The 22,300-nt window shown below is 60.9% G+C and carries 15 protein-coding genes and 1 pseudogene; 5 read left to right on the forward strand and 11 right to left on the reverse strand.

The genetic code is table 11. The features are described 5' to 3' along the window. Nucleotides 1–119 precede the first annotated feature (119 nt). The 5 genes from KZX46_RS02970 to KZX46_RS02990 form a co-directional block, all read right to left on the reverse strand. Nucleotides 120–3,035 carry a TonB-dependent receptor domain-containing protein gene (locus tag KZX46_RS02970; protein WP_219773833.1) on the reverse strand — a complete coding sequence of 972 codons (2,916 nt, stop codon included), beginning with the start codon at nucleotides 3,033–3,035 and terminating at the stop codon, nucleotides 120–122. Between the two features lie 552 nt (nucleotides 3,036–3,587). Further along, nucleotides 3,588–6,299 carry a hypothetical protein gene (locus KZX46_RS02975; protein WP_219773834.1) on the reverse strand — a complete coding sequence of 904 codons (2,712 nt, stop codon included), beginning with the start codon at nucleotides 6,297–6,299 and terminating at the stop codon, nucleotides 3,588–3,590. Further along, nucleotides 6,293–7,579: an ATP citrate lyase citrate-binding domain-containing protein gene (locus KZX46_RS02980; RefSeq protein WP_219773835.1), complete on the reverse strand. Its 1,287-nt coding sequence runs from the start codon at nucleotides 7,577–7,579 to the stop codon at nucleotides 6,293–6,295. The genes KZX46_RS02975 and KZX46_RS02980 overlap by 7 nt, the downstream gene beginning before the upstream one ends. 241 nt (nucleotides 7,580–7,820) lie before the next feature. Next, nucleotides 7,821–9,203 carry a HAMP domain-containing sensor histidine kinase gene (locus tag KZX46_RS02985; RefSeq protein ID WP_219773836.1) on the reverse strand — a complete coding sequence of 461 codons (1,383 nt, stop codon included), beginning with the start codon at nucleotides 9,201–9,203 and terminating at the stop codon, nucleotides 7,821–7,823. 1 nt (nucleotide 9,204) lies between these two features. Beyond that, a complete protein-coding gene (locus KZX46_RS02990) occupies nucleotides 9,205–9,876 on the reverse strand; it encodes a response regulator transcription factor (RefSeq protein WP_219773837.1) in 672 nt (223 codons plus the stop codon). Nucleotides 9,877–10,050: 174 nt separating this feature from the next. Here KZX46_RS02990 and KZX46_RS02995 point away from each other — a divergent pair, with 174 nt between their 5' ends. The 3 genes from KZX46_RS02995 (at nucleotide 10,051) to KZX46_RS03005 (ending at nucleotide 14,245) form a co-directional block, all read left to right on the forward strand. Beyond that, nucleotides 10,051–10,347, forward strand: coding sequence for a peptidase M4 (locus KZX46_RS02995; RefSeq protein WP_226895834.1), 297 nt, complete (start codon nucleotides 10,051–10,053; stop codon nucleotides 10,345–10,347). Nucleotides 10,348–10,547: 200 nt separating this feature from the next. Beyond that, nucleotides 10,548–13,112 (forward strand): TonB-dependent receptor, encoded by a 2,565-nt coding sequence (locus KZX46_RS03000; protein ID WP_219773838.1) that lies wholly within the window; start codon nucleotides 10,548–10,550, stop codon nucleotides 13,110–13,112. Nucleotides 13,113–13,246: 134 nt separating this feature from the next. After that, entirely contained in the window at nucleotides 13,247–14,245 is a 999-nt protein-coding gene (locus KZX46_RS03005) for a YncE family protein (RefSeq protein ID WP_219773839.1), read from the forward strand. A gap of 280 nt (nucleotides 14,246–14,525) precedes the next feature. On the opposite strand, the gene KZX46_RS03010 is transcribed toward KZX46_RS03005, so the two are convergent. After that, nucleotides 14,526–15,608 (reverse strand): alkaline phosphatase family protein, encoded by a 1,083-nt coding sequence (locus KZX46_RS03010; protein WP_219773840.1) that lies wholly within the window; start codon nucleotides 15,606–15,608, stop codon nucleotides 14,526–14,528. A gap of 768 nt (nucleotides 15,609–16,376) precedes the next feature. Here KZX46_RS03010 and KZX46_RS03015 point away from each other — a divergent pair. Continuing rightward, nucleotides 16,377–17,495 carry a metallophosphoesterase gene (locus KZX46_RS03015; protein ID WP_219774255.1) on the forward strand — a complete coding sequence of 373 codons (1,119 nt, stop codon included), beginning with the start codon at nucleotides 16,377–16,379 and terminating at the stop codon, nucleotides 17,493–17,495. 63 nt (nucleotides 17,496–17,558) lie between these two features. Here KZX46_RS03015 and KZX46_RS03020 read toward each other — a convergent pair whose 3' ends face one another. From KZX46_RS03020 to KZX46_RS23160, 4 genes and pseudogenes are all read right to left on the reverse strand, one after another. Next, nucleotides 17,559–18,152 carry a DUF3617 family protein gene (locus KZX46_RS03020; protein WP_219773841.1) on the reverse strand — a complete coding sequence of 198 codons (594 nt, stop codon included), beginning with the start codon at nucleotides 18,150–18,152 and terminating at the stop codon, nucleotides 17,559–17,561. Between the two features lie 145 nt (nucleotides 18,153–18,297). Continuing rightward, a pseudogene (locus tag KZX46_RS03025) lies at nucleotides 18,298–18,669 on the reverse strand (LysR substrate-binding domain-containing protein); the annotation flags it as partial. Then, nucleotides 18,591–18,890, reverse strand: a complete 300-nt coding sequence (locus KZX46_RS23410; protein ID WP_219773842.1) for a LysR family transcriptional regulator — start codon at nucleotides 18,888–18,890, stop codon at nucleotides 18,591–18,593. The gene KZX46_RS23410 and the pseudogene KZX46_RS03025, both read right to left, overlap by 79 nt. A gap of 218 nt (nucleotides 18,891–19,108) precedes the next feature. Further along, on the reverse strand, nucleotides 19,109–19,243 hold the full coding sequence (locus KZX46_RS23160; RefSeq protein WP_255614750.1) for a hypothetical protein: 135 nt from the start codon (nucleotides 19,241–19,243) through the stop codon (nucleotides 19,109–19,111). A gap of 1,054 nt (nucleotides 19,244–20,297) precedes the next feature. Between KZX46_RS23160 and KZX46_RS03035 the strand changes: the two genes are divergently transcribed. Further along, nucleotides 20,298–20,756 carry a hypothetical protein gene (locus KZX46_RS03035; RefSeq protein WP_219773843.1) on the forward strand — a complete coding sequence of 153 codons (459 nt, stop codon included), beginning with the start codon at nucleotides 20,298–20,300 and terminating at the stop codon, nucleotides 20,754–20,756. A 164-nt stretch (nucleotides 20,757–20,920) separates the two neighbouring features. On the opposite strand, the gene KZX46_RS03040 is transcribed toward KZX46_RS03035, so the two are convergent. Further along, entirely contained in the window at nucleotides 20,921–21,424 is a 504-nt protein-coding gene (locus KZX46_RS03040; protein ID WP_216710773.1) for a ferritin-like domain-containing protein, read from the reverse strand. Nucleotides 21,425–22,300 lie beyond the last annotated feature (876 nt).

A 22,300-nucleotide genomic window follows, 5' to 3' on the forward strand; every position in this document is an offset into this window, starting at 1 on the left:
TCGCTTTCGCCGACACGAAGACCGTCCGGCCGGCATGATACCCCGCTGCGGTCGCCCGAAAGCCGAATAGCCTACCTCGCGTGTTAGCCGGTCGGGGGGCGCAAATGTGAAACATCACTCTAAAGCTTAACCTTGGCCGACAGGAAGAAGGTCCGGCCAATAACGTCGTAGGTTGCAGCATCGGTCCGCAGTTCGAGCGTGCTGATGAATGGCGGCTGACGGTCGCCGATGTTCACGATGCCAGCGCTCAGCGTTAGCGTCTTGTTAATCGTATAATGGACATCGGCGTCGAAATAACTGATCGACGGCACCGGCTGAGCGGGCGCATCGAGGTTGGCCATTGGCCCGATATAACGCCAGCGGACGGTGCCGACGAAGGGCCCATTCTGGTAGGTGAGGTAGCTGTTCGCCTTCCACCGCGGGTGCGAATAGAGGTTTTCTCCGTCCGACGTGACAAACGTGTCGCTGATCGCGCCGGCATAGCGTGTTGGCGCGGTGCCGTCGGCCGGGGTCACGGTATACTTGCTTAGATATGTGGCGATCGACCCGACCTGCAGCGCCCCAGACGAGTGCGACAGCCCGACCTGATCGAGGTCGAACCGGTAGTCGAGCTGGAAATCGATGCCGGCGACGTCGAACTTATTGAAATTGAACACACCGGATGTCAGCAGGGAGATCTGGCCGCTGTTCGCGTCGCGAACAATACGCTGGCAGAAGGCATTGCTCGCGGCAAATCCGGGATTGGCGATACCGCCGTAGCAATTAGCGAGGATCTGCCCCGACGACAGGCTGGAGATCGCCCCCGAGACGGTCAGGTTGTAATAGTCGATCGACAGGTTCAGCCCGTGCACCGGGCTGAGCACCGTGCCAACAGACCATGTGCGCGCGGTTTCAGGCCGGAGCAGGCTGTTACCGCCGGTCTGCACGGGCACGGTGACGTTGGCGCCTCCAAACGAATAGCTCGCCGATCCGGCTGCAGTCGACTGGGCGGCACACAGCGCCTGGACCTTGCCGCCGTTGGCTCCGGTGCGATAGCTGCTGAGAATGTCGCACGGATCGCCGCCGTTCAGGCTCTGGTTGCTAATCGACACACCGTTATAGAGGTCGGCAAGGCTTGGCGCGCGGAAGGCAAAGGCATAGCCTCCGCGAAGTCGCAAGCCCTTTACGACTGTCCAGCTAAGATCCGCCTTCCAAGTGCTCTTGGCGGCAAAGCTGTTGTATTTCGAGTAGCGATAACCGAGGTCGAGCGACAGATCTTGGGCGAAATGCTGGTCCGACACGAAGGGCAGCAACAACTCGCCGAACAATTCCTTAGCGTCCTGGGTGCCGTGGGCCGGCGTCGCCGTGCCGTAGGACAGGGTATCGCCAGATATGAATAGCGAGTCAGGCTGATAATCGAACGACGACCGGCGGTAGTCGGCCCCGACCGCAATCTTGGCCTCGCCGCCCGGCAGAGTGAACAGTGGTCCCTCAAGCGACAGCTCGATATCGGTTGCGTCGAGCGAGCTCGTCGTATTGTCGGTGCGTCCGGCATAGGCCAAGCACGCACTGCTGACCGGCTGTAGGCCGAACGGGTTGTAGGTGCAGCCGCCGACACCTTCGTTCGCGAACACGTTGTTGATTGCCGAGATGCTGATGTCGCCACTCGCCTTGCTGGCATATGTACTGCGCCCAAACGAGCCGTAAACGTCGAAGGTGAACCGGGTCCCTGGGATGTCGCCCTTGACGCCGGCAAGCGCCTGCCAAACGTCATAGTTGAAGGTCTGGACCCGGTTGCCCCAGCCGAACAGCAGCTTTGATACGCCGACCTGAGAACCCGGAGGCGCGACGCCGCCATAGGCCGAATTAATCAACGACAGAAGCGCCGGGTTCGACTGAATGAACTGGTTTCGGACTGGGACGTAGAGTTCGATCGTGTTGTTCGTCTTCGTGCTGCCAGGGCTGGTCTGGTCGAGCGAATGCGACTCGGCGAAGTTGAACTGACCGTAGATGGTCAGGTGGTCGGTAAGCTTATAGTCGGCGCTGCCGAAGGCGTTGTAGCGGATTAGCGGCGTCTGGACAGCGAAGTAGTTGCCCAGGATTACGCCCGCCTGAGTGCAGCTCGGCGAAATCTGCGCGCCGACGACGCTGCCAACGCCCTTGTAGTTCTGGACGCAGCCGAGGCTCGAGGGAACGACCGAGGTGAAGACGGTGCCGTCGGTATTAATGCCGATTGCACCCTTGTAGGGGCCGCTGCCTGGGTATGGCGTGGTCCCGGAATAGCTCGCCAGCACCGCGTTGACCGCGGCGATGCTCGGTGCGGTCGCGCCGGTGCCAAAGCCGCCCGCGTAGATGATCCCCTCCGGCGGCCGGGCGAGGAAACGCACCGCTGGCTGGGTGAAGAATGTCCGCTGCGACCCGTTGACGGCATCGCGCCTGCCGTATTCGAACGCGATCATCGCATGGCCGCGCCCCTCATCGAAGTTGCCGCCGAGGATGCCGCTGACCTGTGCCGTCGCGCCGTCACCACGCGTCGAGGCCCCGCCCTGGGCATTCAATTCGAAGCCGGTAAAGCGGCGGCGCAGCTTGAAATTTGCAACACCCGCGATTGCGTCGGAGCCATAGGCAGCCGAGGCACCGCCAGTGATGACTTCGACATTCTCGATCAGAGATACTGGGATGGTGTTAAGATCGATCGCTCCGTCGGGCGTTGACGGGACCAGCCGATGCCCGTCAAGCAGCACCAGCGATCGGTTGCGTCCGATGCCGCGAAGATCGCTGTACGACGCGCCACCGCCAAAGCCGACGCTGCCTTGAACATCGCCGACCTCGGCTGCGCCCTGTGCCGCCTCGAACTGCGGCATTTGTCCGATGACGCGGTCAAGCGACGGCTGCCCGGTGGCAGCGATAGCGGCGCTGCCGATGGTGAAGATCGGACTCTCGGCACTATAGTCGCGGCGGGAAATTCGAGATCCCGTAATGACGATGGCGTCTGTGTTGCCGCTATCGGTCACGGCGTTGGCCGGCGTACCACCGACCGCTGGAGCGACGGGCACTGGGTTGGCTTGAGCACCAACACGGGTGGGCATTGCTGCGAGGCTGAGAAGGGCTATTCCGATGGCTAGACTGCTAACATTCTCGCAGATTTGATCGGCGCTCGCGCGATGGAGAATGGACATGCGCGCGGTTGAGCGCGGTGCGGCGTTCAGCATGAGACATCCCCCTAGGCCGGCGTCATTATCGCGCCGTTGATCTAAGATCAGTAGTCCCGAAACCTGAAGCGAACCTGACAAGCGCGGCGGAATCGACGGCTTCATAGCGCTGGGATCGCTCGCAATTAGAGGTTCCGCCTTTTTACATATCACGCCGAGGCGGCTATTGCGTAAGCAACTCGACGCGATTGCATGTAGTCCCCGCCAATAGATTTTTGTCTCAACTACAGACTAGGACAAAATTGGTCTGCGTCACTGGTCCGGCGGCACTCGACGGATGGTCGGCATGCAATTTATACCAACATGGTCGGACGAGGCGTTTGCAGCGATGTTGCCCAAATAACGTGGGTCCGCCTTTCTCCCGACGACTCCCTAAGAAAACTTTCGACGATATGCTTACGCGACGAAGCTCACAGCTTCTTGCGGCGTCCGCATATCCATGTTGCGGCCGCGGTTCAGGTGATCGTCGATCTCGGCGATGGCACCGATCATGCGGCCGTAGAGAAAGACGTTGAAGGCTGCGACCTCGAGCCGGTGCTCGTCGACTCGACCCGCGACGTAATCCTGCCAGAAGATCGCCAGTAGCAACGCGGCGATGACGCCGTCGATGTTGACGCAGAACACGGTATCGGATGCGCCGACGTCGTGGAGGGCTTGGACGAGTACGCCATAAAAGTCGTGGAAGACGTTGTACTCGCCCTGCCGAGCCAGATACTCGGCGATGAAGCGCTCGCGCGGATCGTGGTTGACCAGCTCGCCGCGAAATACCGGGTGATGGACGCCAGGCAGCGCGCCGGGACCGCCGGCCCCCGTTTCCCGCGCGGCGCGGCGTTGACGCCGGTAGTCCTTGGCAAAGTCGAGCGCCATTGCGCGCAGGTCGAGGCCGTGCGCGCGGTCACCCGGGTCGGTCAGACTGCTGTCGCGGAAGCGGTCAAGCAAAAAGACGATGCCTTCGAAGCCGTTGCCGCCGTGGCTGAAGCCCGTATGGGTGAGGAAGCCGATGACCGCCTTGTTGAGGTGCACCCGGCGCGGCGTCTGCGGGCCGTCGGCCGATACCGCCCCCTTCGCACCCTGTGCCGAGATCGCGCCGGGGCCGTTCGAGACGAGTAGACCGATAAGAACCTCAAGCGCGTTCCCTGCACCGGCGGCGGGCTTTCCGGTCAGTGCAAGGAATAGGTTGTCGGCCATCGACCAACTGCCCAAACGGTCGGCGTGAAGGATCCCGAATAGGGTCGCCGCACCATGCTCGTCGGCGCAGATCGACGCGCCGATCATTACTCCGTAAAGCCGCAGGTACCATGGAAGTGTCTCGGCGGTTAGCCGCGAGATCCGCTTATGCATCAGCGGCCCCCAAGCCAGCGTCGTCGCGATTGCCGCCAGAACTGCGTCGCGCGAAGGTGGCTCGCCGAGCCCCGCGATGAATTGCACGAACGCCGACGTCGCATCGCGCTTGGCAATCGCCATTAGCATGGCGGCGGCGCGCGGGTCGCTCGCTTCATCGGCTTCGGCGACGAACCGGGCTCGGTCTGCGGCACTCATCCGGATCGTGGACACGTCAATCGAAGTGTCCCATGCATCGCGCACCCCTGCCGCCACGAATGCATCGATCAGCAGACGAGTACAGTCGAGCGCTCGTTCAACTCGCGCCGGGCCGATGAGCGCGGCCGCAGCGGCCATCACGGTGTTGGGCGAGTTTCCGGCGCGCCGTGCAGCCTCGGCCGCAAACAGCGCCGGGTCGCCCGCGAGTTCCATCTCAGCCCCGATCGCGATGTCGAGGAGCGTCTGGTCGGCTGTGGTGACGAGTTCGTGGGTCAGCGGCAGCGCAAAGACGGCGCTGAGCGGCTGAAGAGCAAGGTCGAGAATCGAGTGGCGATGGACGCTTGTCACCTGCGTCGCTGCGTCCATCTGACTCGCGCCAGACATGTCCTTCATGTTCTGGCGCGGAATGACCGCACCGACCTGACGCGCTATCGCCGCAAGTTGCTCGTCGTAAGGAGCCGGCGCTGCGACCGGCGGCAGTGCGAGGTCGGCGGGCAGCGCGATGCCCTGGTCGTTCGCGATCCACGGCTTCAGCGACAGGTCTCCCCGCGCCGCGAAGTCGGGGCCGATGCCGTTCAGTTTCATCACCGCCGTCAGCGCGGCGGGAATATCGGCGATATTGGTGACAACCGCCCCGCGCGCGCTGACGGCCGGGGTCTCGGGGGTAAATAGGCTCTCGACCCCAAACAGGTTCATCAGCCACCGTTCCTTCGCCTCGGCGCTGTCGCCGGTTCCCGCCATCGCACCGGCATGGCCGACGGCGCGGGTCAGCCGCGATTTCCAGCGTCCGACGACGCAGACCACCGCCGGTTTCGACAAGTCGAGGTCGCGCTCGTAGTAGCCGCCGGGCTCAACGTACAGCACCGCCGCCCTCGACCGCTCATCGCAGTTGAAGGCGTAGGCGAAGTCGCGCGCGCCATAATGAATGTAGACGTCTTTGCCTGACGAGATCAGCGTCGTTGTCCCCCAGCCGAAGGTCGCGAGATACTGCGCAATCGTCGTCGTGAAACCGCCCGAGTTAGAGAAAATCGCGACCGACCCCTTGAGCAGCGATTCGGCCGGTGCGTCGCCGCCCAACGCACCGCCGATCCGGACGCGGTTCCACGAGTCCGCCATGCCGAGACAGTTGCCGCCGAAGATGTCGACTCCTGCGCTTTGGCCAAGCGCCCGGACTTCGCGCGCGTCGTGAACCGAGATTTTCTCGGTGACGATGACGATCTTCATCAGCGCGCGGTTGACGCGGATCAATTCGGCGACGCCGTCGCGAACGCCGGATGGCGGCAAATAGACGACTCCGGTGTTGAAGACGTGCCCGGCATCCAGCCCTTCGCGGACGTTGTTGAATACGGGAATGTCGCCGATTGCGGTTGCCAGCTTCTGCCCGGACCGGCCCGGCGAGGTGCCGAACGCGACATTGCCGCCCGAAAAGACATGACAGACCGGCGTTACCTGGCGCGATTCACCCCCGAGAATGTTTAGTACGCAGACCTGATCGGCGCGCGTGGCAACGTCGGCGAGCGAACCGATTCCGAGGAAATAGGGAAACTCCGCGATGCCGCGCGTCAACATCTGACCGGCTTCGCCAAGCGCATCGCCTGCGCGACTGCCTCTCGGCCGCCGCCGCGCATCCACGTGTCGACCTTTCGGGCGTAAAGCACCACCTCCGACATTGCGCTGTCGAAACCGAATTGGCGGTATGGTACCCCGAGGCTGTCGCATGTCTCCGCCAGCGCGCCCATGCCGCGGACGAGGTTTGGGCCGCCGCGGGCAACGACGACATACAACGGCGTCGACCCGTGCTGACTGAAGTGTTCGCGCAGCGCATCGCCCATTGCACGGAAGGTCTCGTAGATGTCGGTATTGTTCGATTTGCCGCCAACGATGAACAGGACGTTCGACTGCTTCAGCCAGTGGCGGTAGCAAATGGCCGCAACCTGCTTCATTTTCTCGTATGGCGGATTGCCTCCAAAGTCGGTCGAGATAATCGCGGCATCCCCGAGCATTTCAGTGACCAGCGAATTCGCCCCGCCGCCAAACGTCGGCGCGAGGATGGTGCCGTGCGGATTTAGAACGAACACGTCGGACTGTCCTTGATGTGTCCGCAACGTGTTGACCTCTCGCTCGAATGCAGAGGCGTCATCCGCGAACAGGTGCGCGGGGAGGTCGAGCCGCTCCCAGCGATGATCGTCACGATCGAAGCCGCATTTGAAGTCGCACGCGACCGGGGTCAGCCGTCCGTCGCGCCCGCGCTGCATCCGGATCGGGTTCACCTCAAGGGCGGTCATGCCGTAGTGGTGAACGAGCTCCCACAGCTTAGGCAGGTGCTGGACCAACGGCGAGATGAGTTCACGCGGGGCACCGATGTCAGTCAGCGCATTGGCGACGACGAACGCCTTCAGGCCCGTCAGCGCGTCGAACGGCACGGTCGCGACCTGACTTGGCGAAAGATCTTCGATATCGACACCCCCAAGGTGGGTTAGCGTCATCGTCGGCGCACGGTAGATCGTGGAGTCCGAGATCGAGAAATAGATTTCGTGCGTCGCAGGCACGCCTCCTTCGAAGGTCACGCCATTCGCTTTGACTAACGAATCGCCATGCCGATGCTGAGCGAAGAAGAGTCGCTCTTTTTCTGCCAAGGCGGAAGCGAGGTCGACTGCGCGGCCGACCAAGCCTGCCTTCCCTTTTTTTCCGACGGCACCCCGGAAGATCGGCTTAATAAATATGGACCCGTGTCGGTCGATCAGGGCTTGGATTGCGTCATCAGACGCGTCGGCACCGATCACTTCGGCGGTCGGAAAATTGACGTAACGAAGTAGCCTGGCCCCTTGATGCATCCCTGCAAGCTGCATAGCGCTTTACCTCGTAGGCTCTTTCACGAGCCGTAGAAGAAAGGTTTTGCTTGCGTTTCCTGACACCAACCTGTCGCCGAGCAGGTCCAATCTCTGATTGATCGGAATAGTCACCGCGGATGGGGCGTCTGTGACGTCGCCAAGGCGACAAGGATGGCTGCATCGATGATCGGGATCATTTGCCAGAAGCCCGCTTAACTTGTTTGGCATATCATTGGTGGGGTTAGCCTGTTCTTCTGCATCATATGTAAGGTTGCGCGCGACCGTTCTCGCCATGGGGGAGCCGGAACTCGACGCGAAGTCCGGGGTAGTTGTCCGTCAGTCGCAATGTTGCGCCATGAACCGAGGCTACTGCCGCAACGAGCGCGAGTCCGAGTCCCGACCCCGGCGCACCTCGGCTGTCGTCGAGCCGGTAAAAGCGCTTCAGCACGTGCTCGCGTGCGGCCTCGGGAATCCCCGGACCATTGTCTGCCACCGATAGCACGATGCCATCATCGCGACGTTGCAGCGTGACCGCGATTTGGCAACCGGCGGGAGTATGGAAGATTGCGTTTTCAATCAGGTTGGTCAGTGCCTGAACAAGCATTTCTGGATCGGCGCGACCGTGAATGCCCGGTTCGATCGCACTTACAAGAATGTGTCGCGCGTCGTCGGTAACTGGGCGATAGATATCGACCAGGTGCAGCAAGCAGTCGCTCAGATTGGCTTCGACGACCCGGCTCCGCGCACTGCCCGCTTCCAAAGAACTAATGCGCAGCAACGTGCGAAAGACACCCAGAATTTCGTCGGTCTGTGCAATGGCCGCGTCGATTTGGGTTTCGGTCGCTTCGTCCGGATTATCTTTTAGCGTTTCGAGGCGGTGCCGGAGTCGGGTCAATGGCGTGCGAAGATCGTGCGCAATGTCAGTCGAAATCTGCCGCATACCTTCGAGCAGAGCCTCGATCCGTTCGAGCATGCGGTTGAGATTGGCCGAGAGATGATCAAACTCGAGGCTCATGCCGATCGCCGGCAAGCGTTCGGTCCAATTTCCTTGCATGATGTGCTCAACCGACTGATTGACACGGCCAAGACGACGCAAGAAAACTGTCCCGATGGCGAAGCCTCCCACGAGCGCCAACAGGATTATGCCGACACCAAAGAGGACGCTTGACCCACGGAGTCGCTGACGGAGTTCATCCAAATCGGAATTATCGCTCGCGACGACGAGAATAGCGCCGTCCGGGAGCTTGACGCCCAAGGCCCTGAGTTGAACCGCCTCTACCGTACCCGCACGATCAGGATTGGAGTTCTTCACGAATATCTGATGCCACCCGGTTGCAGCGGTCGACGCGGGTAGGCTGCCCGCAAGGAGGTGTCCGGAGCGATCGATCAGGCCATATCTCAGGTCATGTTCGCGCACTGCATTTTCGCGGCGAACCACCGACTCAATCGCCTGTGTGCGTCCGGCGTCGCGATCCTCATCGACAAGGATGGCCACTTCGGCTGCCACGCTGTCGTCGGCGACTTCGGTCGCATATCGATAGACCGTCCGATCCACGACAACCAGCAATGCGACCGTACCAATCGCGAACACTGTCGCCATCAACAGTGAGAACCGGAACGCACCGCTGCGGAGCGGACTCATTCTAAGCATCCAGCCGGTAGCCCGCACCGCGGATGGTGTGGATCAGGTCGCGGTCGAACCCACGGTGCACTTTCGCACGTAACCGGCTTATATGGCTCTCGATCAGGTTCGTGCCCGGGTCAAAGTGAAACGACCAAACATTCTCGAGCAGCATCGTTCGAGTAACGATCTCGCCGACATGCTGCATCAGATATTCAAGTAGCTTATATTCCTGTTGCTGCAGATCGATTGGGATATTGGCCCGCGTCACGGTCCGCTTGAGCAGATCGACTTCGAGATCCCCGGCGATCAGCCGGGTAACGATATTAGCCATCGGCGGCCGCCGCCCAAGCGCAGCTACCCGGGCCAGGAGCTCCGAACCGGCGAAGGGTTTGATGAGGTAGTCATCGGCCCCGGTTTCCAATCCTTCGACCCGGTCATCGACGCTGTCCATTGCCGTCAAAAACAGTGCCGGCGTCCGGATGCCCGCGCTGCGGAGCGCCTTCAGCACTCCAAGACCGGTGATTCCTGGGACCATTCGGTCGAGAATGAGAACAGCATACGTGTCGCTGGTACCAAGGAAAACGGCGTCCGGGCCATTGGCGCACTCATCGACGATGTGGCCAGCCGCGCGCAGCAGCCGCGCGACATGCTCCCGCACTTCGCAGTCGTCCTCAAGGAGCAGGAGTTTCATCGTATGACCCTGTCGCGTCTGAGCAAGCCGGCTAGCGCTGAAAGCGAAAAATGCGAAGCATAGACAATTTGGCAATTCCTAACCTTGGCTTGAGCGTGGCCGACCCCGGTGGCGTCTATCACGTCATCAGGGCACTCCGCCTCGACGGGAACAACTACGCGTATCTTTGTCTATTTGACGACAGCCGCCACGCTGGCCAACTCCGCCGTGGTCGCCGCGCCGATCGCGATCAAGTTGAAGGGGGACAAGCTTGCACCGATCGCTAGTGTGACGCTCGCAAGTGCGCGGACAAGCGCCCTCGCCGCGCGTCCGGATGTCATCACTGCTCAGGAACTGGAGAAAGAGGCGCGAGGGCGCGGCCTGCGGTATTCGTTCGATATCAAGAGCAAGGGCAAGACTTTCGAAGTCGGGATCGACACACGTACCAGCAAGCTCCTCGAAAATAAGCCGGACGGTCCGAACGCCGATTGATCGCGCGGGCGCCGCTGGCTCATCCACAAAGGAGAATACTCGTGTCGGCTGAGCGAGGAAGCATTGGGAATTCCCAATCTGTCTGTCATCGATACGTCGCTGAACCGCAACTTCACCGTCATTTGCCGGCCGCAGAAGGCCGCGTCCGGCGAATAACGTCAGCGTTTCAGAGGTGATAAATGTCTTCAAGGCTTACCAAGATGACATTGCTGAGCTCGGCGACGCTCATCGCGAGCTCGGCGTTTGCCGACGCGGTGCCGGCCGATTCGGTCCCCAGCGAAATTGTCGTCACGGCCCCACGGCTAGCACAGGACGCGCTGACCCGGCAAAAAGAGGCGTCCGTCATCGTCAACGTCCAATCGATCGAGACGATCAAAAAGTACCCCGACTTCAACGCAGCAGAGGCTCTTGGGCGTATTCCAGGCCTGTCGTTGTCATCCGACACCGGCGAAGGACGCTTCGTCAACATCCGCGGCATCGATGCCAACCTTAACGGCGCTACGTATGGCGGGGTCGTCCTCCTAAATACCTTTGCAGCCGGCACCGCCGCGTCCGGATCGGGCCGCGCGGTTGAATTCGATACAATTCCGACCGGGGCGATAGACGGTATCGTTGTTTATAAGACATTGTCGCCCGATCGCGAGGCCGAGGGCCTCGGTGGTCAAATCGAGCTTTCGCCACGGACGGCGCGCAACATCACCAAGCCGTTCTTCGAGGGAGAACTCAGCGCGGGTTACGAGCCGCTCCACGAACACGGCGGGCCATACAGCGCAAGCTTCGCCACCGGGGCGAAGTTTGGCGACTTCTCGTTTGTCATCAACGGCTCACGCAAGGACGACCGCCGCGCAGTGGATGACAATGAGCCAAGCTACGCCAACGACGGGGCAACCGGGACCGATCTGGTCCTTGGCCGGACTGATCTGCGGCGGTACGACTATAGCCGCCGCCGGTTCGGCTATGGCGGCGAGGTCGATTACGCTCCGAACAGTGATCATCGGTATTTCGCGCGGCTCGACATCGCCGGCTACGTCGAGCGGCAACTCAAGAACCACTTGTACGTCAATTTCGACGGAAGTCCGTCGGCAATCGACAAGAACGGCTACGTCGTCGATGGCTTCCAGCCACAGGTCGATATCGTCAACGCGCAGGAGACTCACCGCAATACGGTCGCGGCAGTCGGCGGCGAGGACCGGTTCGGCGATCTGAAGATCGACTATCGCGCCGCCTACTCGCGCGCCACCTTCGTTCAAAACTACTATAATGAAGCACGCTTCTATGGACAGGACAGCTACTTCGGCCGGTATAATAATATCGCCAATCCCGAAAAATTCTCGTACCAGTTGTTCAAGGACGCCGCGCTGACCGTGCCGTTCGACGGGACCGACGCTACTCAATATGGAGGCGCGACCAATCACGCCGCAGGCTTGACCGCCTTCGGCGAAAACGATGCCGACCGCGAATATAGTGGCAATTTCAACGCACGTTACCCTCTGACGCTGTTCGGCGGCACGGGCGAGATTAAGGCAGGCTTCGGCATCCGCCGCCGCGATAAGGTCGTCAACGACTTTGGTGGCCGTGGCAGCACGACGATCAACCTATCGACCATTGAGGCGAGCGTCGGGCCGAAGGAAGCCTATTATTTCGGCCCCGGCCTCGTCGCGCCGGTGGCGAACTATGCCGCGATTCAGACGCTTGTACGCGGTGCGATCCCAACCCTTACACCGTCGATCGGGCGCGACTTCCGCGACAACGAGAACATCACTGCCGGTTATGTAATGTACACGGTCGACTATGGCAAACTCAACGCGCTAGCGGGTGTCCGTGTCGAAGCAACCAGCGCGACCTATGGGAATTTCCTGACGGCAACCGATGCAGCGGGTAATTCATCGACCAGTTTTGTCACCGCGAATAAGTCGTACACAAACTTTTTCCCAACAGTGCAGCTCAAATATGTCTTCCAGCCGGAACTCCAGCTCCGCGCGACTTATTCAACCGGCATCGCGCGGCCTGGGTTCAGCCAGGCGGGAGGGTTTGCCGGGGTCGACTTCACGGCGTCACCGCGGCCGGTTTTTACAGCAGGTAACCCTAATTTGAAGCCGACGACCGGTAATAATTTCGATGTCGATCTCGAATATTATCTGCCAAACGACGGCGTTATCCAGGTCGGCGTATTTGACAAAGAGTTCAAGAACTATATCTTCCGCAATGTGCTGAAGAATGTCAGCAATCCCATTTTTCTTGGGCAGAATGGCGATTTCGCGACCTTCAGTAACGAGAACGCCCGCGCACGCGGTGTCGAGATCGCCTACCAGCAAAAATTCACCTTCCTTCCTGGTCTGCTCGGCGGTCTTGGGGCCGAGGGTAATCTGACGTACGTCGATTCGCGGTTCCTTGAATACGGGGCCGTCATCAGCGGCACGCACAGGGATCAGTACGGACGCCTCCCGGGAACCTCGAAGTGGACGTGGAACGTCGCGGGCTTTTACGAGCGCGGCCCGGTTAACGTCAGGATGTCGGCACAATATGTCGGGGCGAGTCTGTTCTCACTCAACGGGGATCAATCGCTCGACACGATCCAGTCGGGACGTCTGTCCGCAGACTTGACCGCGAGCTTCGAGGTGGCAAAGAACTATGTTGTGTTCTTCGGAGCCCGGAACCTGCTCGACACGCCGCTGCGCTACACCGACGGCAACAACAACGCCCGCACACAACAGGTCGAGTATTATGGCCAGACGTATGAAGCGGGTTTCCGCTTCAAGTTCTGATTCGAAATGTCAATCCGGCCATGGTACTATGATCCTTGTCCATCCGAGTTTTTTGTCCGTTCAGCTTTTTGACAGTCAAGGCTGGTGGCTTAAGCTTCCGTATCCCCGCCTAAACATCCGCTAGAGGAACCCGTATGCGTCGTTGTTTTATCGTCGCCGCCGCAATGTTGTTTGTTGCCCAGTCGGCACTCGCCGCCGAATCCGGCATGACAGTTATCAAGCGGATCGCGGCTTCCGACGGCGGCTGGGATTATGTCAACGTCAGCGCCGACGGCAAGATGCTGCTCGTGTCGCGCTCGGACGGTGTGATGACGATCGATCTCGCGACCGGGGCGGTCAATCCGCACCTCGTCGCGGCGCAGCGCACGCATGGTGCTGTGACGGTGCCAGGCAGCACGATCGGGATGGTGACAAGCACGACCAGCGGCGGCGCCTTGCTCTTCGACGCCGGCTCGGGAGTGATCGTCGCCGATATCAAGACCGGGTCGAAGCCCGATGCCGCCGCCTATGACCCGGCGACAGGCATGCTGCTGGTCATGGACAACGCCGGCGGCGGCATCGCCTTGATCGATCCAAAGACGAAGACGCTCGCTGGCAAGATCCCGGTCGCGGGTGCTCTTGAATCGGCTGCGGTGGACGGCAAGGGCACGCTCTACGTCAACGTTGAGGACAAGGGCGAGCTGGCGGTGATCGACGTCGCGCGGAAGGCCGTCGTTCGCATGATCCAGCTCACCGGCTGCGAAGACCCAGGCGGGCTCGCGCTGACCAAGCAGGGCTATCTGATCTCCGCGTGCGCCAATGGCCACGCCAAGGTGGTCGAGGCGAAATCGGGCCGTTTGCTTGCTGACATCGTCATCGGGTCGCGGCCCGATGCAGTGATCTACGACGGCCCACGCGACCGTGCCTACGTTCCAACTGGCGGCGATGGCGCGCTGACCGTCATCGATACGACGGGCGTGCCAAGCGGCGTCGGGGTCGTGTCGACGCAGAAAGGGTCACGCACCGGTGCCGCCGACCCGGCGACTGGCAATATCTATTTGCCCGGCGCGCGATTTGCGCCCGCCGAGGCGGGACAGCGACCGAAGGCGATCCCGGGGTCGTTCGAAGTGCTGGTCGTCAGCCGATCGTCGTAACCGATTTAAAATCCGGATATCGCTTTTACTGGGTCCGGCTATAGTCCCGCTACGCCGATGCGACAGCGCCCATCTTGTCCAATTGAAACGGTGTACCGCCACGGGCAGGCGTGTGGCGGCCCTTAGCCCCGTTTCCGCGTGCAGGAACTCGCCGTTTCCACAAGCCCCTCGTACGCAGTCCACGCAACGCGCTCTCCAACCGTCTGTACCGATCGGGGTCGGAGCTGGATACCTGTCCGCCTTCGAGGTCATCACCTCAGCTCGGGAGCCGCGCTCTTATCTAGCGTTTGGCTACGTCGACGGCGAACAGCGGGGTCATTGGCACGACTCCCGCGGCGGTGTCCGCCGCATGGCCGAGATAGGCGGGCAAGCGGAATGCGTCCTCAAGTGTCCGCAGCAGAGAGTAATGGCTGTACGGCGTCGAGTCAGAAACGCTGCGAGGACCATGGTTGGTGATCACCACCATCGGGATGTGGCCGCCACCAAAGTTAGAGATCGCGCCTGGCGTCACGCCACAGCAGCCTTCGCGGGTGCGACCTGCACCTTCATCGAAACCAATTATAATTGCGACGTTCTCACGCGACGTCCAGGACTTGGTCGCCTGCAGCGCGGCTACAAGCTGACCAGCTTCCGTGTCACCGCGGCGGATTAGGCCAGCGAGGTCATGGGATCCGTCGCAGTCGGCAGGGACGCCGTCGCCGTGCAGTCCGTGCATCTCGTTGCATTGGTTCGGCACGATAAGAGCGAAGGCCGGGAGGCGATCAGCAGCAATATCCATCTCCAGCTGATCGAAGCCGACAATGTGGCGGGCGCGCTGCGGGTCCGCCTGAACACTCGCGAAGTTGATAAACCCTGAGTGCTTGGAGGCATAAAGCGCTGCAGTTTTCAAGCCGTTGGTCGCCGTCGGGTCGCCAGCCGTGACGACCGTCGAGCCGGGTGCCGGCAGGGTTTCGTAATAGCCTTTCCAGTCGCGTCCGCTCGCTTCCAGCTGCGTGCCAAGATGCGGCTGGCGAATGGTATGGTCGACGTAGCCTGGTCCGGTTGATCCGGCGCATTTGGGATCGTCGGAGGGACCCGGCCTGCAATAGAATGCATCGTCGTCATGGATGCCATAGGTGTCGCCTCCCAACAGCGCGACGTAATTTGCCTCGCTCGGATGGACTTCGGCATAGAACTGGGTGGCAGTGCCATAGGTAGCCGCCAGACGCGAAATATTGGGCGCGGCGTTCTCGTCCATGATCTGCTTGTAGTCCTTGTTCTCCTCGATGATGACGTACACGTGATCGTAGCTGGGAACCGCACGATCTATTATGGTGGCACCGGCGGCGGCCGCAATCACAGCGGCAATTATCGAAATGATCATACTCGGCTCCGTCCTAATTAAATCCGTGCTCACCACCAGTAATAACGTGTCATCATTATGGGCGGGGGTGCGAAAGGGTCCATACCGCTTTCTACCCAATGACGCGGGAGGCAAGCGAGCGTCCGCTACTAAATCAGGAGCCGCCATCGGATCCGCAATTATTTGAACGGCAGCTATGATGCGTTCCAAGCCCAAAAGCTACCAGGTAGGTACCGGCCCCAATTTCAACTTGTAAGCAGCACCTGAATCCAACATCCGGTTACAGACACTGCTCATGCCGCCTTAGATCATTGGATCTGTGTCGTGTCGAAGGCAACCTTAGAGATAGGCGGCAACCGAAATTTGAACGGGCGGGGCCGCGGCCCCGCCCGTCCGTCGTTCCTCGTCGCTAGGATCAAGCGGTCGCATACCCTCTGCGGCGGCCTTTGTGCCGACAAGCCCGAACCCGGCGATCATCATCAGCCAGCTGGCGGCTCGGGAACGGCAGCCGTATTGATTTCCGAATTCCACGTCGACCAGCGCGAAGGCGGGGCTGAACGTAGTCTGGGACAACTGGCTTGCAAAAATGGCTCACGGGGTCGCTGTTGCGCCCTGATTTGCCAGGGCGCCTGCGCCGGAGCTTCCTATTCATCATCAACGGTTTGATCCGCGGTTGGCCACTCCCACGCGGCGGCATCAAGCGCTCGAACTTAGAGGCGTGTGCTGCGCCAGTCCCATACAGTAGGGCGTGCCGTGGCACCGGAGCCGCCAACCGATTGGAGACTAGAGATCTTCCACCTTATCTTCGCCGTGCCCAGCTTCCTTGTTATCGCCAGGTGGCTCTTGCCGCTCGGGTTACCTTTGTGGGGCAAGACAGCTTTGGGGGCGTTGCTGATCGGCGCGTCGCAGTATCACCTGGGGTGTCGGCTCTCGTCGGGATCGATGTTCGCGCCCGAGTTTCCGAGGCCGGTCGTCATCCTGTTCAACTGGGCGTTCGGCGCGATCCTGCTGCTCGCTGCTCTTCAACTCATGCTCGATTTCGGCACGCTGGTGGTGATTCTGGTGCTCGGCAAGATCGTCGTTGAGCCCGAAGGCCTGCGCTATGCGATAGCCGGCCTCGCCGCAGTGCTCGCCGCGATCGGTGTCGCCGCAGCGCTGCGGGTGCCGCCGCTGAAGGACGTGGAGATCGTCGTCCACGGCCTGCCGACGCAGTTCGACGGCTATCGGCTGATCCAGTTGACAGACCTTCACATCAGCCGCCTATACCCCGCGCGTTGGGTCCGCGCGGTGGTCGAGCGCGCGAACGCCGCCGGTGCCGACCTGATCGTCGTGACCGGCGACTTCATCGACGGATCAGTCGCGATGCGCCGCGCCGACGTCGAACCGCTCCGCCAGCTCCATGCGCCGGACGGCATCTATGCGATTCCCGGCAACCACGAATACTTCTTCGATTATCCCGCGTGGATGCGCCACCTGGGCGCGTTGGGGTTCCGCATGTTGCCGAACGCTCATGCGGTTCTCTCCCGCGACGGTGCCGATCTCGTTCTCGCTGGCGTCACCGACCTGTCGGCACCCGCGGCGGGACAGGCCGGGCCGGATCTCGACCTCGCGCTGGCAGGCGCCCGTCGAGACGTACCGGTGCTGCTCCTCGACCACCAGCCGAAGAACGCCCGGGACGCTGCAGCGCTGGGTGTTGCGATCCAGTTGTCCGGTCACACCCACGGCGGCATGATCCGCGGCCTCGACCAGATCGTGGCGCGCGCCAATGGCGGCTTCGTATCTGGACGCTACGACGTCGGCGGCATGACGCTCTACGTCAGCAACGGTACGGCCCTGTGGCCGGGTTTTGCGCTGCGCCTCGGCGTGCCGTCCGAGCTGACGCGGATCACCTTGCGCGCTGGCCGCTAGTTCGCAGGGTGCATCGAAGTAGCTGACGGGAAACCAGCGTCGCATGGTTGCGCGACGACATGCTCACCGACCCGTGCCCCCGGCCGGACATGAGCCGACGCGGCGGCCGCTGTCGCGACCGCGGAAGCTGACCGTCATGTCGCCGGACTGTGCCTCGCCCGCGAAGCTGAAGTCATAGCCATTCGCGCCATACGTACCTGAGCCGTCGACGCGGAGGGCAGGGTAGCGGCTGTCCTTGCACTCGCCGGCTGCCGTAATATTCCCGTCCGCCATCGCAACGCGGGAAAAGCGGCACTGGACGGCGTTACTGGCGAGCAGAAAGCTCCGCGGATCCGCCAGATCCGAAGCCGAATAGCACGCCCGATAGGGGGGAGGGGACGGCAGCACGCTTTGCGCCTGGTCGGCTATGAACGAGGAGCCGTTAACCTCATCGATCACATAAACGACAGTATGCTCCCAGAGTCCGGGCATCGGCACGGGCGCCGACGCTGCGGCCAGCAGGACTGGCAACAGGACTACGAGAGGAGTGATGCGACGCATGATTATCTCAATTCGCAAACTGGTGTCATGACCTGCCGCATCGGAACTGAACGAACAACCGAAGTTGAGAGCAGTGTACCAGAGGCGGCATGTCGGATCGTGGGTCTTCTCAACCACAGCTGGCTTAACAGACGTCAGCTTTCGCGATCTCGTCGCCTGGAAGCGGTCAGTCTCCCAAAGCCCCCGAAGCTTCATGAGGATTCGGGCGAGAGGGGCAACCACGAGGACCCCTCGCATCCCTGACCGCCCGACAGATGCCCGATCAAAGCATCGATGAAAGCCCGGACTTCGCGGAAAGGCTGCGATGGCTAGTGTAGAGTGCGTGCCCCTCCAACGTGTCTCCAGTGGTCTCGGGGAACAGCCACATCAGATCGCCCGTGGCGACCGCCCGCCGCGCGATGAAGTCTGGCAGCCGGCTGAGATCGCCGCCGGCGATCAACATTGCTTCGAGGGCAATCGAGTCGGACACGGCATGCGCGGCGCTAAATTTGAAGTGTTCGACGTCGCCTGACGATCGGCGATACGACCAGGTTTCTTGGCGATCGGCGTAACCGTTTATCGTGTGTCGACAAAGGTCGGCGACGCTCGCCGGTATCCCATATGCCGCGAGATAGCCGGGGCTGGCGCAGGTCCACGCCTCGGTGGCCGCGTGGCGTAGGGATGAAAGAGCATTCCCGCATCGGTCAGTCGCAGATGCCGGGTCGAACGATCAATTAATAAGGCGCCGATGTCGGCTTCAAGCCGCGTCAGCGCTCGGCTGACGGTCGACTTCGGCAGACCAAGCGACCGTGCCGCACCGGAAACGCTGCCGATTTCGGCGGTACGCGCAGATGCGCCGACGTCGTTCAGTTCCATCGCGTTCCCGTTTCGCAACACCCTATCGCAGTTCGACAGTCTAATCCGGAGGGATGGAACGCGCTAGATCGATGAAACGCAGCGCGATGAGATGCTGCTCAGCCTAGAGATAAGTTTATGTCCGTTTGCCGCGACGCTTGCGCAAGAATAGGCAGAAACGGTCCAGTCGGTCTTCGAGATGTCGCTGATCATGCTCGACATCGACAACTTCAAGGAAATTAAACGACGCTTTCGGTCATCAGGTGGGCGACGACTGCCAGCGAGCGGTCGGATGAGCAACCGAAGCCGGCGTCGACAACCCCGTTCATGTAGTCGCGCGGTACGGCGGCGAAGAGCTTGCGATCGTCCTGCAACGGTCGTCGTCAAGCACCGCGATAATCTGCGCCGAGGGCAGGAATGTTGATCGCCGAAAGAACCGGATGACGCGTTACGCTCTCGCTCGCGAGCACCAGTTCCGCAAAACGTTGTTACGACATGGTAACCATTTTCATTTCGGAACCCGAACGTGAAAAAACCGTTCTGTTGGACGGTCAATAAGCTGCCGTGTCCGTCGCTTACTGCACGTCCGCTCATGACTACCGATAATGCGCCGCCGCGCCAGTTGCTTACCGCGCGGCGGCGCCCCGCCTTAACACAAATGGCGAGCCGCCGCGCAGGTGCCCCCTCAACTTAGCGCGACGGCTCTAACGGTCGAGGCCGATAACAAATAGTACACACTCAGCATCTTTATGCAATGATGGACGAGCCGCACGCGGGGGGGTGCGTGCGGCTCTAGCGACAGGACATGATTGGGGGGGCGTCCCGTCGCTGACTAAAATGTAGCGGCGCTTCCCTGCGCGTACCATAGCGTCGACACGGTTATTATTTCGATCACTGTAAGTGGCAGACGCGGCATTGGCGGTCGCGGAATCGCATGACCTTTAGTCGTTTAAGCGGGGCCGGGGCGTCGACTGTAGGGTCGCCATCCGTCTGTAGAAGCGTCAGGTTTCGACTTTTGCAACTTGCTAGATCAGGCGTGACGGTGCTCGCTCAGCGGAGTGGGCACCGGCAGACTTCCGGTCGCGACATTCTGGCAACAGGCCGCTGCTTTGGCTCTGATCGTTGTGACCATGTCTGGCATCAGCAGCGAAAGCGCCGGTCGAGTTTCCTGACCGTACCTTCGTGCTATCGGCCGATCGGGTGATCGCCCGACACTGTCGCGGACGGGGTCGGTTTACCGTCCTCCTTTAACCAGGCGATCGGCGCCATGCCACGCATAAGGTGGCGCTGTTCACCGCGCTGTCGAGAGAGTATCAGGTATGCGACTGCGACCGCCGCAGCGTCGGGCGAAGCTAGGCTGCGTCGGTACCGCGCACGGCGGCTGATCTGGCGGCGGACCCCTTCGACACGCTCGACGCCGCCGCCGTCATGGGTCCCTATATTTTGTTTGGCTCCTTGATGGGCGACCGGTTAGTCCGGCCGTATGCCGCGTCGCGCACTGTCGCCGGTTTTATCGCGAGCAATCAGCCCGGAACAGCTCGCGGATGGCACATGCGGGCCTATCATCTCATGTCGCCGTCGCAGCTTGATATGGATGCGGCATGGATAGCCGGAGATAACAACGAGCTTATCGACGCCAACGGTCTCAGCCGAACGATCGATAAGGTCGCAGCGCCAGCGATCCTCTACGTTTTCATGATTTCTACCGAGTGGTATCAGTCCAAGGCGACAGTGGTGTGTGGACCGGTCTATCGTGCCTTCTTCGCGACATCGCGCGACCCGGCTCGAGCCGGACGAGGTGGCCAGTTTCGCGTCCATAATGGCGACCGCGACCTCTACGTCAAGAATCTTTGGATATTGTCGTGGCCAGCGGTGAAACCGCCGTAGCATCGGCAACTAAAGCGCGCTGCGCATTAAACTAAATCTGGCCGGATTGCTAAAATTGGCGAGCGGACTACGGACCGTGACTGTCGACACCTGGGTCATTTCGGCTCAGGTGCTGCAAACGTCGCCGATCGGGCCGGGCGAATAATCGCCCGGCCCTCGGTATTTCAGACTTCGACCGCTTCAACATTGACAGCCGACTCAGCGAGCTCGCTCATCATGTCGTCGCCCCGGTGCATATCCGCTACAGCGGCCTCGAGCTTGTCCACGTCATCGTTAAGCTTAAGTGCCTTCGCGAATGCGGCGACCGTGCCAAAGCCGGTGATGCCATAGTGCGTCATACGCTGGTACTGAGCGATGATCGCGGCATCCAAGACCGGACCTGACTTCGGCGCATCCTCGACGGTGTGCTTGAGCGCCTCGGCGGCAAGACCCTCCATCCCCTTGCAGTGCTCCTTCTTGGGCTTCTCGCCTTGCCCCTCGATAAGCGCTTTCAGCACGTCTGTGTGCTTGGCGATGCCGTCCTGCGACGCTTGAAGCATATCCTTCAGCTTGGGATCAGTCGCGTGCTTGGCTATTTTCTTAAGTGCCTTAGCCATCTGGTCGTTCGCTGACCACAGATCTGCTAACTCGTCTACGTAGAGCTCTTGCAGCGTTTCAATCTTTGCCATAGTCCATCTCCTCGTTGGTCGTGCAACACCCAGCCCAACGGCCGAGCAGGTATAATCGCTCCTTACCTCCAAAGATTGAGTTTGCACGCTCGCGAGACTTAGCGTGACACTCGTCTTCCAATGCCGTTTCGCTCAGGCGGCTCATCCCCAACCCCCGACCTTGTCGGGGGCCAAGATCATCTACGTCGCCACGGCGATCTATTACGTCCGACGCTATCTTGCTGCGGCAGAAGGCGCTTCGGACGCTTGCTTTTCACTCGCCTGAATAATTGCCATCCCGGACCTTATTGATTTCGCACCGGCTTCCATCCTATAAAGTACATGATGAGAACACTCGCGCCAAAGGAGTCGCGCCATAGTTGTTGTCAAAGGAATTTTCTTGACGGGCCTTGCAACCGTCATCACGAGCCTGTCGGCGCTTCTCTAAGCGTTTACGCGTCCGATGTGTCGACCGCCATGTGTCCCACGTGGGTGATCGCCCAGAATGTCTCGGTGTACACGACGCTCCGTTGATCGAGAGCGGCATCCCGAGCACGACGCGCCGAGCGGGTGTGTCGGGCTGCACTCCGCTGAGCGCTTTATGCGCGTGCTCACGATGCTACCTGTTTTATGGTCGGGCAGCGGCCACGCTATATCCGGGAATATCTGCAAGGGTCGCATTCAGTTACAGCGCTGCACGAGACCATCGCTGGTTTCATGTCGGTTTTAAAAATTCACGATTCAACTAAACTATGGAGATAGCCGACGCGAGCCAATGCACCACAGGCTGTCTGCAATATCGATCGCCCGCATCAATTTACTATCGGTGCCTGTGTAGCGGTCTTGCTGGGGTCGATTGCCGGCGGGCTGTGTCCCTTAGCAATCCACATATTTATC

This window comes from Polymorphobacter sp. PAMC 29334 (assembly GCF_019431245.1).
Classification (GTDB): domain Bacteria; phylum Pseudomonadota; class Alphaproteobacteria; order Sphingomonadales; family Sphingomonadaceae; genus Polymorphobacter_B; species Polymorphobacter_B megasporae.